This is a genomic window from Bacillus sp. EB01 (genome assembly GCF_000613125.1).
Taxonomy (GTDB): domain Bacteria; phylum Bacillota; class Bacilli; order Bacillales; family Cytobacillaceae; genus Bacillus_D.
On the sequence record NZ_HG964497.1, the window covers coordinates 2,204,168 to 2,216,584 of the forward strand.

At 42.8% G+C, this 12,417-nt stretch carries 13 protein-coding genes; 7 read left to right on the forward strand and 6 right to left on the reverse strand.

The window, feature by feature from the left end:
- Positions 1-147 precede the first annotated feature (147 nt).
- Positions 148-543: a secondary thiamine-phosphate synthase enzyme YjbQ gene (locus TY16_RS09960; protein ID WP_043931745.1), complete on the forward strand. Its 396-nt coding sequence runs from the start codon at positions 148-150 to the stop codon at positions 541-543.
- A gap of 329 nt (positions 544-872) precedes the next feature.
- Here the strand turns inward: TY16_RS09960 and TY16_RS09965 are convergent, their stop codons facing one another.
- On the reverse strand, positions 873-1,184 hold the full coding sequence (locus tag TY16_RS09965) for an MTH1187 family thiamine-binding protein (protein WP_043931746.1): 312 nt from the start codon (positions 1,182-1,184) through the stop codon (positions 873-875).
- Between the two features lie 318 nt (positions 1,185-1,502).
- Here TY16_RS09965 and TY16_RS09970 point away from each other — a divergent pair, with 318 nt between their 5' ends.
- Positions 1,503-1,703: an aspartyl-phosphate phosphatase Spo0E family protein gene (locus tag TY16_RS09970; protein ID WP_043931747.1), complete on the forward strand. Its 201-nt coding sequence runs from the start codon at positions 1,503-1,505 to the stop codon at positions 1,701-1,703.
- Positions 1,704-1,814: 111 nt separating this feature from the next.
- Here TY16_RS09970 and TY16_RS09975 read toward each other — a convergent pair whose 3' ends face one another.
- The 3 genes from TY16_RS09975 to TY16_RS09985 form a co-directional block, all read right to left on the reverse strand.
- Positions 1,815-2,666, reverse strand: a complete 852-nt coding sequence (locus TY16_RS09975; protein ID WP_043931748.1) for an amidohydrolase family protein — start codon at positions 2,664-2,666, stop codon at positions 1,815-1,817.
- Positions 2,653-5,733: a GNAT family N-acetyltransferase gene (locus TY16_RS09980; protein WP_043931750.1), complete on the reverse strand. Its 3,081-nt coding sequence runs from the start codon at positions 5,731-5,733 to the stop codon at positions 2,653-2,655. Before TY16_RS09980 ends, TY16_RS09975 begins: the two co-directional genes overlap by 14 nt.
- Before the next feature lie 505 nt (positions 5,734-6,238).
- On the reverse strand, positions 6,239-7,216 hold the full coding sequence (locus TY16_RS09985) for an aromatic ring-hydroxylating oxygenase subunit alpha (protein WP_043931751.1): 978 nt from the start codon (positions 7,214-7,216) through the stop codon (positions 6,239-6,241).
- A gap of 350 nt (positions 7,217-7,566) precedes the next feature.
- On the opposite strand from TY16_RS09985, the gene TY16_RS09990 reads away from it, so the two are divergent.
- Entirely contained in the window at positions 7,567-8,910 is a 1,344-nt protein-coding gene (locus TY16_RS09990) for a uracil-xanthine permease family protein (RefSeq protein WP_043931755.1), read from the forward strand.
- A gap of 151 nt (positions 8,911-9,061) precedes the next feature.
- Here TY16_RS09990 and TY16_RS09995 read toward each other — a convergent pair whose 3' ends face one another.
- Positions 9,062-9,976 (reverse strand): Nif3-like dinuclear metal center hexameric protein, encoded by a 915-nt coding sequence (locus tag TY16_RS09995; protein ID WP_155922203.1) that lies wholly within the window; start codon positions 9,974-9,976, stop codon positions 9,062-9,064.
- 215 nt (positions 9,977-10,191) lie between these two features.
- Between TY16_RS09995 and TY16_RS10000 the strand changes: the two genes are divergently transcribed.
- From TY16_RS10000 to TY16_RS10010, 4 genes are all read left to right on the forward strand, one after another.
- Positions 10,192-10,515 carry an ArsR/SmtB family transcription factor gene (locus tag TY16_RS10000; RefSeq protein WP_081772947.1) on the forward strand — a complete coding sequence of 108 codons (324 nt, stop codon included), beginning with the start codon at positions 10,192-10,194 and terminating at the stop codon, positions 10,513-10,515.
- 256 nt (positions 10,516-10,771) lie between these two features.
- Positions 10,772-11,638: a permease gene (locus tag TY16_RS10005; protein ID WP_043931756.1), complete on the forward strand. Its 867-nt coding sequence runs from the start codon at positions 10,772-10,774 to the stop codon at positions 11,636-11,638.
- A 19-nt stretch (positions 11,639-11,657) separates the two neighbouring features.
- On the forward strand, positions 11,658-11,807 hold the full coding sequence (locus TY16_RS26550; RefSeq protein WP_197028379.1) for a hypothetical protein: 150 nt from the start codon (positions 11,658-11,660) through the stop codon (positions 11,805-11,807).
- A complete protein-coding gene (locus tag TY16_RS10010) occupies positions 11,804-12,019 on the forward strand; it encodes a hypothetical protein (protein WP_043931757.1) in 216 nt (71 codons plus the stop codon). The genes TY16_RS26550 and TY16_RS10010 overlap by 4 nt, the downstream gene beginning before the upstream one ends.
- Positions 12,020-12,105: 86 nt before the next feature.
- Here the strand turns inward: TY16_RS10010 and TY16_RS10015 are convergent, their stop codons facing one another.
- A complete protein-coding gene (locus tag TY16_RS10015) occupies positions 12,106-12,306 on the reverse strand; it encodes a hypothetical protein (protein WP_043931758.1) in 201 nt (66 codons plus the stop codon).
- Positions 12,307-12,417 lie beyond the last annotated feature (111 nt).

Here is a 12,417-nt window from a genome sequence, read left to right on the forward strand (position 1 = left end):
ACTCCTTTTAGATTGGATTATTTTTTCATCATTGCCTTCCCCTTTTAAAGTATACATGTTCCTAGAGTAAGATTGTTATGAAGAGAACTTGGTCACGTTATATAGTAAAGTAGAGAAAAGGCTCAGGTAAGAAAAGGAGGAACCAAAGTGTTAAAGAAGTTTACTATTCAAACAAACCACCGGGATGAGATGCTCGATGTAACAGAAATCATCCAGAACTTTTTAGTTGATCAGGATTTGAAGGATGGCGCTATTGTCGTTTATTGCCCGCATACAACGGCTGGGATAACTATTAACGAAAATGCCGATCCCGATGTAAAGCGTGATATGATTCGCCGCTTCGATGAGGTGTATCCATGGAACCACGAGCTGGATCGCCATATGGAAGGAAATACAGCTGCACATATGAAAGCAAGCACTGTCGGCGCCTCTCAGTTTGTGATTGTTACTAATGGCCGGTTGCTGCTCGGTACATGGCAGGGAATTTACTTTTGTGAGTTTGACGGGCCGCGGAATCGGAGTTTTTTTGTGAAGATTGTATAAGTAACAAGTGGCTATCGTTAGTAGTATCGCCGCTGTTTTACGAGGACTTGATTCCAGTTATATCTTTCATTATCCCGATGAATGATATTTCAGGTTTCCGAACGGGTCAAAGTGTCATTCATTGCCTCGATGAATGACATTTCGGGCTTCCGAACAGGGCAAAGTGTCATTCATACCCTCGATGAATGACTTTTCGGGCTTCCGAGCAGAGGTAAATGTCATTCATTAACCCGTTCCAATGACATTTCGGGCTTCCTTCCAATAGTGCACAACTAATTAAAAGACCAGACGCACCTATTAATAGGATCTAGTCTGGTCTATTATCAACATTACATTTCTTCTAGCCGTGATTCCACTGCTTTCAGCTTCTTCTCCATCGTGCTTTCCTTATCACGTCGGTCGTCAATCCGAATGTTTGTGCAAACACGCTGAAGTCCTTTTTCAAAAGGTACTTCATGGATTTCACGGACAAGCTGCAGCAACTCCGTCAGGTCCCCTTCAATCAACGTACTCATCGGCGTTAATTGGTACTTGACCCTTCCTTCATATCGTTTAAGAACTCTATGGATTTCTGCCACATATTCACTAACACTCGGTGTGCCAGTGCCGACCGGTATAACCGTTACATCAATAATCGCCATTTTTTAGCCTCCTTTTAGTTAACCAGGGACGGTTTTCTGCTACTATCCTTTCTAGGACCTTTGTCCGTCTCTGACTTTTCACAAACCCAATTGTAAAAAACAATAGTTTAATAATAAGCGATTAGGGCACTCACTTCCAACTAAAAAATCGGTATACTATTCTAATCCTCACATGCATTTTCTACCGGCAAGTAACAGAATTCTTTTCCATAAAGGCACGCTGTACTAATGTTCAAGTAAAATTCACAACCTGACTGCAAATATTCCCATTTTACCTATTATTATAATAGTAACAATATCTGAAAAGAGGGGATTCAAATGAAAGTAAATTCTATCCTCACACCTTCTGAACTTTTGAAATATATTGAGTTTCTTAGGAAAGAAATGATCCGCACTGGGTTTAGTTCAAGTTTAAGAAGCATGCAAACGATTGAACTAAGTCAAGAGTTGGACTTCTATATCTTCCAATATCAATTAATGATAAAAAAACCGCAGCTAACCACTGCACTCACACATTGAGTGGCCTACGCTAGTTTTCCAGGAATTTGTAACCTTATCCTGCCAGTAACATAGTTAAAAAAGGGACGACCCTCAGAATGCAAAAGCAAACTGGGAATCGTCCTTGATTTTTTATAAGAATCGCTTAATTTTTGGAAATACCTTCAGAGCGGTGTTGTGGAATACTGCTTCATGATACTCCTTAGGAATGATGTCGGCTATGAATTCGATGTACGGCTTGATTGGCGTGAGCGGCCAATCAGTACCGAAGAGGAACTTCTCATAGTTGTTCGTAAACGTGAGTGCATGCAGCAGATGGTCAAAAAACCTTGTCTCCTGCAGCTTGCGAATGTCCCCGTCCTCGCCAACAACAAGCCCGGATAGGTCCGCAAACACATTTCGATTTTTATAAACAACCTCGGCACCATCGAGTACCCATGGGTCCCCAAAGTGTGCCATCATGATTGTCATTTCCCTGTGCTTCACCGCAACTTCATCAATCGAAAGCGGATGCGAAAAACGGAGCCTGCCCCGCTCGGAATACGTATCACCGGTGTGATAGACGACCGGGACATTATACTCCTTCGCAATCCGGTAGACCGGTTCATACACCTCGTCATAAGCATAAAACGGATAATAGCCGAGATAAATCTTGATACCGACACAGTCTGGCTTCTGGACCTCAAGTTCCAAACGGGAGAGCGCCGCCTGATCAAGCCTGAACGGATTCACACCCGCGCAGTACACAACGTTATTCGGAATCTCTGCTGACAAATCGATCCCCATCGGTGTTTCACAGGCTCCATCCGGAAATCCTTCTCCATCCGTTTCGGTTACGCCCATCGCAATCCCAAGGACTACACCATTATCAGCAAATTCCTTTTGCAGCCCATCATAGGAATAATCGACCTTGGAAATTGTCCGGGCAGTCTCATGAAAGCTTTTAATTTCGGAAAAATGGATATGTGCATCAATGATCTTCATTGCTTACCTCATTGAACGTCAGCTTTTGCAGGCTTTTTACTTCATCTGCTGCCAGCACGCTGTCTGTTGCGACGACGAATGCTGGTGCGGAGAGCCACTCCTCCCCGGACGCAAGGCTGATTTCCCTATCCACACCAATGAGCATCACATCCTGGTTCATGTACGCCTCCATGACACGCGCCTCCCTGTCGGCAATCACCTGAAGGAATTCACTATATTCATCTGAGCCGATAAGTGCATGACCTGAGAGGTGTGCTATCAATTCAACTTTACCAGCGATGTACTTCCTGGTTCCTCCAGCATTTTTTACCCAGCCTTGTTTAAAAAACAGCTGGCTGAACCAGTTCTTATAGTTCAAATACTTTCCGCTATGCTGGCTGAACTTTGTAACATTTACTAGAATCCCTACACCCGGCAGCATGCAATAATACTGATGGATGCCAAGTCCCCTCAAAGCCTCGTTCTGTTCAATAACCGTTGACAGCCTGAGCCCTTTCCACTCTCTACCTTCACTGTCGAGCAGCGAACATTGAGATACCTCTGTTTTTTCCCTGGAGATTGACTTGGTGTTAATGCCTTCAAAGCCGGTGATCATTCCGCCACTCCACGGATTCCACCATACTTTTGGCTCTACAGCCGGGAAGGACGAATCAAGCCACTCTCTGCCGTTTACTTCAAGTGAAAACAGCGACGGGAAAAATGCTTCGGATGCTGCAATGGAAAGCTGGCCATTGCTCGCCGTAACAACCCGCAGGCCCTCCCGCTCTTCTTCGCGGACAACGACTGATTCGCGTGATGGATTAAGGACAAGCACATTTTTCTTGTCACTGATACCATTAATGGTATATTCCGCAGACAAAGATACTAGGCCCGTTTCGCCTTTTTCGGAAAAAGCGGCAACTTCACGTTTTTGTTCATCAGCAGCAACTCTTGTTTTGTAGAAACTATCGCCAGCTTTTGAAAAGCTTACTTCTCCGTCGATATAGGTCATCTTCCGGTCGGAAAGAATAACCTCTTTTTCATTCGGATCCCTCTCAACGACTTGCAGCTCAATTGAGTCTCCAGGCGTTGTTTTTCTGCTTGTTTTTCGTGTCGCAAACTCCCGGAATTCCTCCCAGTCCTGAAACGCGCCAAACGAAAGCAGTACTGGCTCCGTTCTTTTTTCGCCTCCAGCCGGCAGATGACCAAGCTCATGCTCCACATACATGTACCAGGTTTCAAAATTGACCGAAGCCCCTTTCGGCCAGGCTACACCGTGCGCATATGGATCATGGCGCGAGAACAGCCAGTTTTCCGAAAGCCTCTTGCTGTCCCAGAGCCCATAATCCGCATCCGCATTCTCTTCAAGCTCGACGATTTCCCCATCGATCGCAAAAACGCTGCGGTGAAGTTCATGATAGACAGGCTGATACACATGGACCGGTGATTCTGTCTCTGCATGACCAGAATTGCGGACGATATATGACTGCTCTAGCAAACCTTCACCATACAGCTTCGACTCACTGACAAGCAATAGGCCGGGGAAATCACTAGATTCATAGGTTGCAGCGAGAATAATTGCTCCGCCTTCTTCCCTGTACCCGACGCGGCTTGGCCTCTTCTTGGAAAACTCGTATGAATATGGCTTGCCAAGCTGCGGATACATGCCCATTGTTTTTTGGTTAGCTTTTGGCTGCCTGCCAGGGACCAGCCTGTTGTCAAACTTCCGTAAATACATGTGGTACAGTCCATTATAAATATGCCAGTATTCCTCGCACTCACCACTGAAACGCGCTCCCGGCCCTTTAAAGCCAAGACCGAGCTTTTTGGAAAAAGTAGTCTTCAAACCACTTTCGGTTTCAGCATCGAGTTTCAGCTCCGGATTGTAAAAACCAAAGCCCTTTAAAGCATAAGGGATTGCAAGTGAAGTCTTGCCTTTCTCAGGCAGTTCAACTTTAAGGTTGGTCTCCTTTAACTCGACCAGCACCGACTTCGGGAACTGAATCGTAAAAACTGCTGGTTCGCTGAAGTTGTTTTCTATATTCAGGTAGAAAACAGCATCTTCTTCAAGGAAGCACTGTGAACCCGTGATTGTTCCCGTTACCTTGGCAGGCTGCTTTGGCAACACACCGACGGCAAACCTTACTTCCTTGCCATTAATCTTCAACCTTGTCACGACTGAAGGATGCGTCCGCCAGTGGCTTTGCTCTTCCTCCAGCGTTCCTAGCCTGAATGCTGCATCTAAGGTCGTTTCAGTCTCAACGGCCACTCTTTTTGTAAAATCAAAACTGACAATCTTGTGATCTTCGCCATTAAGCTCGATTGTTAGCGGCTTTCCCGATTTATTTTTAATATGGTAGCGGACCTGATAATCCGCACCGCTTACAAGCTTAAAATTCTCAACCAAAGCAGTAATGAGGTAGTCATCAGTTTCAATCGCCCTAAGGCCTCGCCCTGTCCGTTCAAACTCCATTCTTAATATCCCAGCCCCGGACTCCCAGCTGTATTCATAATACGTAAATTCATTTTCCTTCCTGCCATCGGGCGCTACCTCGATTGTTCTCGTGCTTGCCGAGTACCAATCTGTTTCTGCAAAATAATTGCGGACAGCTTCGGTATTGAGCACCGCAGGCATGAAGTTCATTAAATGGGTCGAATCGTCACGGTCTTCCCAAAAGAAGCCGCATTTTTTATAAAGAGGAACGGCCTTCGTGTTCCCGGCCCACGTATACAAATCAAGCCTTGGCCAGCCAAGCTCCACAGTACGCTCAAGCGCCCTCATCACAAGCAATTTCCCGATTTTCCTGCCATGGTAATCAGTGCGGACGTTAAGAAGCGGGATGTAGAGCGCCCCTTCATCCTCCCGGTATTCGCTTAGACTGCAATAGCCGACAACCTGGTCGCCGTCCATCGCAAGAAATAAGTGAAGATTGCCTGAGCTTGCTTCCTTCGCACGGACCTTTTCAGCAGTTGTTACCTGGGCATCGCCGCCCCAACCTTCGCGGCTTTTGTTCCACATCTCCGCGACACCAGCAGCAAGCCCTTCATGATAGTCCACAATCTTAATCGTTTCTTTCGTCAATTCCATAAATAAAATCCCCCGTTCCGGCCATGTGCCCCACTAAGTTTCCAGTTTTCTAAAATCCTCCAACCCCTCACCAACAGCAATTGCATCCTTCATTAACTTCATCATCGTCATCTACTCCTTTCATAAATTTGGTAATATAACCACCTTTAACTATAACGAAAACAAAACCAAGTAGTAAAGGAAAATTCAGAAATTTTACATAACATTAAAGATCTTAAGGATTTAGATTTATCCGGCAAATGGTTTAGTGAATTAATCTTACTAGACTCTTCGAATTAGATAAATCATTGAAAAGAAACTAATCTTATAGAGTCATCGAATTTAATCCAATTCGTTCAATGCCACATCACTTCCCGGCACCGTCATTTGTATTTGAAAACTTCATACATACCAAAATCTACACAAAAAAACGTGGCTGTACACCACGTCTTTAACTCTATAACTATCAATCTTGCTTCTTTGCCCAGCTTAATTGACTCAGCTAATTCCAACGCTCCACGCAAACTTAATCAGTGCCCAATGTGACGCCCTCTCTCTTTAAATACTGTCTGTAGGCGATGCTCATCCGGTCACACTTCAGGGAAAGCTCGGCCTGCAAATCGAGCGGCAGGTCTTCTGGCTTCTGGTTTTCGACTATCGGCTTGTCCTGAGCAAATATCATATCCTGGAATTCGACCGTCTGCTGATCGGTATTTCCTGTCTCATAGTTAAAGGACATGATGCCGTAGGCTACCGACTTGTTTTCATCAACAGGCTGGATCGTAAGCAGGATGGTCATTTTATTGCCACTATCTGGATCTCTTTTTGTAAACATAACGTTCAATGGACCCAGTATTTCATATGTGTAATATACATCCTTGGCTACGCCTGAGCCATCAGGATCCGGCTGAAAAATCGCAATCTCATCACTATAGATGCGGTTGCTTTCCACATGCACTTCGTAGTCACCAATGACTGGATGCTCCTGTACGCCAAGAAACCCCTCATGAACGAAAGATAGATGGCCCACATCCAGGAAATTCTCTACAACCCTGGGCGGTTTCGCATTAACTGCCTGCGGTCCCCATAGTATACTGTGGTAATTTTCATCCGAGAATTGAGGATATGAAAACAGCTCCGGGTTGTTGTTGTTCAAATTGATCCAAACCAGTCCATACGCTTCCTGGCAGGCAAATTTGATTGCCCGTGCTTTTAGCGGAATTGCTCTACCTTCAGGCAGCTGTGGAATCTTGGTGCATTCACCCTCAGAATTATATTCCCAGCCATGATACGGGCAGACTAGATTTCCATCACGGACACACCCCAATGATAGTGCAGCGCCTCGGTGGACACATAGATCCTTGAATGCATGAATGCCCTGCTCATTGCGGAACAAAACAATTCTTTCCCCCATTAGTGTTACCTGCATTGGCTCTTCTTTAACATCTTCTATTTTACAAGCAACAATCCAGCCGCTCCGCAGCACTGTATCCTCAACAATCATGTTTCCATCCCCTTAATGTATAGTATTATCTCGGATTCTAGTAAACCCCAGCTGATATTAAAAGAGAATATTCAGCAAAAAGGCTTTTCACAGCTTAATTGTAAAAAAGATAATAGGTTAATGTCAACCGAAAGACGAACATTAAAATAATTTTATTTATTAATATACGGAAAAAACGCTTTACAACTTCTCTTCTCGTTGTTTATAATTCAATTGTATTTTCCAACACGATGATAGTTAAAAACGAACTAAAACAAAAATAACAGTCATGTTTGTTAGTGTTTCATTTACATACCAATGATTTTGGCTTTTATTTTTAAAAAATTCATTAAAAACAAAGGGGATTAATAATGGAACCAAATACGCAAAAGACGAACATTACAGTCGGCGTAGACGAAAAAATAAGCTGGGGAAAGGCTGCTTTACTTGGGATGCAGCATGTCCTGGCGATGGATTTGTATATCGCGCCAATCATCATCGCAGGCTTGCTTGCACTTGACACCATGAACACAACTTTCTTCATTCAAATGTGCTTCCTCGCAGCAGGAGTGGCAACACTGATCCAGACAATTGGCGGACTGCGGTTGCCGGTCGTACAGGGACCATCCTATGTTCCCATTGGCGCATTAGCAGCAATCGGCGGGAAGCTTGGCCTTGGTGCAGTATTCGGCAGTCTTTTGCCTGGTGCTTTACTGATTGCAGTTCTCGGCTACCCTCTCAAGGTGTTTGCAAAAACAGTCAAAAAAATAATCCCGCCTCTTGTTGGCGGTACCGTTATTGTTATCGTTGGAATTTCCTTAATGCCAAGCGTCTTTAATAGTATCTATTCAAGCCCGGGCAATGTCGGCCACAATGTGCTGATTGCCTTTGTATCGGCGGCAGTTCTTATTATTTGTATCCTTCTTGGAAGAAAAGCAAAAGGCTACGGAACCTTTTTCAGGCTTGTTTCTGTTATTCTGGCCATCGTGGTCGGGACCATCACTGCGTCGTTTTTTGGCACAGTTGATTTTTCTCCTGTAAAAACTGCTTCCTGGTTTTCACTGCCTAGTTTCTTCCCGTTTGGCAAGCCTGTTTTCGACCTGCAGGCAATCCTGACAATGGTGTTTATTTATATGATTATATTGATTGAAACAACGGGAACTTGGTTTGTTGTATCTACGGTTACTGGCAAGGAATTGGACGAAAAGAGACTGAACAAAGCTTCTTTTGGCGAAGGGCTTGGCTGTTTTGTTGGCTCACTGTTCGGTGGCACACCAATGACAGGCTACTCATCAAACGCCGGCATCATTGCCATTACCGGGGTGGCAAGCCGTATGGCGATTATCGCGGCGGGGATTATTTTAATAGGATTGGGCTTGATTCCTAAGCTTTCAGCATTGATCACATGTGTCCCTCAGCCTGTCATTCAGGGTATTTTTGGGGTTGTCTGCGTCGCGATTGTGATGAACGGCCTCAAGGTTATCCAGATTGTTGAGATTGATGATAGGAATATGATTGTCATAGGAGTTCCGATTTTACTGACAATCGGGGCCGTTGTGTTGCCAAAAGAGATTCTGAACAGTGTGCCGGACTTTGCAAATTACATCCTTTCTTCCGGCACCGCTGTTGGGGCAATCGCAGTCCTTCTGCTGAACCTGATTGTTCCGCCAGAAAAGAAAGCTGTTTCCGCAAACAAGGCGGAATCTCTAACATAGCTTTTCTCAAAAGGGGGCGAAGGTTGTTTATTGTTTACTAGGGCTTTAAATATAAAAAGCTAAAGCACCTAGTTTCTTCATATAAATAACATAAGAATCCGTAAAAAAAAGAGCTTGGGCTACCAAGCTCTTTTAAATATCGTTTAATCGTTTATAACCACCATTTTTCTTGTGGTATTAAAACTGTCTCGACATTAAAGTTTTTTTCGAACCAATCCTTCATCAGGGTTTTGTGGACAAGATATTCTGATGCCGAATGAGAAACCCCTATTAAAGACATTGGTGTATTTGAAGCGTATTCCATCATTTGTTTGTATTTTTGCCTACCATAATCATTATCAATATGGCAATGAATTTCACCAGTAATATAGGCTTGTACACCGTTTTCTTCTGCTTCTTTCATCCAATCCACTACATCTCCACAACCAGCAACAATCGCAACCTTTTGAATGTCATCTACTTCTCGACCTTCAAAATCAACATAAGGTATTTCAAAAGTATTCTCAAGCATAGAAATCAAGTTGGCGGTATTGGTTTTTTTAATAGTACAATATAAGACATATTCATTTTTTGCATTTAATGTATCATCAACAATAGGTTGTGCATTTAGCTTTTTTGCGATTGCTATATTCGTACCTAATTGTTTATGGCAATCCAACGGTATGTGGCAAGTATAAACTGATAGATTTTTCTCTTTTAATTTGTTAATATATTTTTCTTTAATTGGTACAAAGCCCTTCCCCCATTCCCCCTTTGGGTCTCCGCACTCCATCAACAGGGGATGGTGCATATATAATAAATCTCCACTATTGCCGTCTTCTATAAACCGTTCCAATACTTTATCAGTAGGGAAAACTGCAAGAAAGACTCTCTCAACAATTGAATTGCCTTTTAACATCAGACCATTAAATAAATCTACAAAGCCTTTTTCAAATTCTGATTGCCAATCAAAGTTTACTGGTTCGTAAACCCTTGGAATAAACCTACTAAATGAAACATCCTTTCCAAATGAATTTATATTGAATTCGGCATCCAATTTAGACACCATTTCCTTTAATTCAACCAAAAAAATCCCCCCCAAATGAAAAAAATTTTACCATGACATAATTAGGAATATTTTAACATACAATTCCACCTTTAATAGTTCTTCATTTTTTAAATAAGTAATTAATACCTTATTTTTAAATAAATCAACTTTTTTTGATTATTATGATTGACATTAGTAAATGCTGGTTATATGATAAATACATCAAAAGAATTTGATGCAAAGAAGGTGAAATAGTGGATCTACAAATTCCATTACAGGACGTATCAAAGGAACAGGTTTTTGAAACATACGAGCAAAAGTTCAAAGCAATTGCAGATAAAAAACGGCTTCAGATTATGAACATCCTGACAGAAAGAGGCGAAATGTGCGTCTGCGACCTGGCCCCGCTCATTGATATGGCCCAGTCCAAATTATCCTACCACCTGAAGATATTACTCGATGCAGGCCTTATTACAAAGAGAACAGAAGGCACATGGAGTTACTACAATCTAAACCAAATAGAAATTAACCACCTTTTGTCCGAAGAGCTTTGCTGCCTCTTCCGCCCTTCAAGCTAATTTTTTTTGCGATATTCATCAATTTTTTTTGATTAATATATCAAGATAATTTGATTTAGGAGGAATCATTATGTATGACATTCAATTATTGGCTCAGCTAAAAGCTAAAGAAGTTGAGCAACAGGCGAGAGAGGCATGGAAGTTCCAGCACTCCTCTAAAGAAAGGTTTTCTTTTTTCAGAAGGTTGTTTGGCCGGAATGCAACAACTATAAGGAAAAGCGAATGCGCTTGCGTTTGCTAACAAGGAGGGCCAGACATGTGGATTGACACCTTAAAAAGCTTCTTCTATATCGCAGTCGAACTAACAGTTTTATTCGTCATTATTTCTTTTGCCATCAGCCTTCTCCAGGGCTTTATCCCCTATGAAAAAATTGAGAAGAAGCTGGCCGGCAAGAACAGATTCATCGGGGCGGTTTTCGCTATCCTTTTTGCCTTCATCACCCCTTTCTGTTCGTGCTCGACGATACCAGTTGTCGTCAATATGCTTAAAAAGAAGATGCCTTTCGGGATTGTAATGATTTTCCTTTTTGCCTCCCCTGTCCTTGATCCAACGATTTTAACATTGATGGGTGTGGTCCTTGGCTGGAAAGTGACGATTCTTTATACGGTTTTGACCACTGTTTTCTCTATCATCATCGGTTTTACTCTGGAGGCAATCGGAGCCGAGAAGTATGTTAAAAATGTCGTGATGACCGGTTATGAAGAAACGACAAAGAGATTCAATTTAAAACTCGCGATTAAAGAAACCGCCGACCTTATGAAAAGTGTATACCCTTATCTAATTATTGGCGCCGCGATTGGAGCGGTTATCCACGGACTCGTTCCAACTGAATTCATTTCATCTGTTTTTGGAAAAGACCATTGGTGGCTCATCCCAATCGCTGCGATTATCGGAGTGCCATTGTATATCAGGCTTTCAAGCATGATTCCGATATCACAAATCCTGATTATGAAAGGAATGGCCCTCGGACCGGTCATGGCGATGCTAATCAGCTCGGCGGGTGCCAGCCTCCCGGAAGTCATTTTGTTAAAATCAATCTTCAAAAAAGAACTCGTTGCACTGTTTGTTTTATCAGTAGTGTCAATGTCCACGATTTCAGGTTTTATCTTTTACTTTATTTAAGAAATTGGAGGATGATGAGATGTTTAACCTATTTAAGAAAACTGGCAAAGACTCAAGCTGTTGTGCCATTAAAATTGAAGAAGTTACGGAAGAAAAAGAAAGTTGCTGCAGTGAAACGAAACAGCAGGACTCTGCAAAGGAAACTGACGAGAAGAAGTGCTGTTCATGACAGTCAATCATGGCGGTACGTTGAAAAAGGAATACTTCTTCTCATACCTGAAACTTGTCATGAATTTCCGGAAATGCAGTGTGAACGAGGCCAGGAATCTGGCGCTTCAGATGTTTTTCAGAAATGATAAAAACGCATATGGAACCGAGACGTACACGAACTTTTTAAAAGCTGTGAGAGTTCTACAGGAATCCTGCTGCTTAGCTGAATAGCAAGAAAAGGGCCAGTCACATAGTGATTGGCTCTTTGTTTATGCATATTTTAAAGGAGTAACCTACCCCTTCTTAGTCGGAATCTGTCATCCGCCTTCAATACAAGTAGCAGTGGAGCTGCCAACAGCAGAATTGAGTTCCTCAAGAAGTAAAGTGAGCTGCTCCCCTTCCAATAGCTCTTTTAATGCTAGTTTTGAAAGCGGGATTTTATGCTTCTTGAAAATGTCTGCGGTATTTTCCCATATTTCAGCTATCGCATGCGGAGACATGGTAGCTTGGATAACCATCTTTAAAACCCCTTTTCGCTGTGAACTAGTTTATAAAGGATCATTTCCAGTTCCAAAAAAGTCCTTTTCATAAACCATCTTTCCGTTTCAGGCAGAAATGCTATTGGCGTC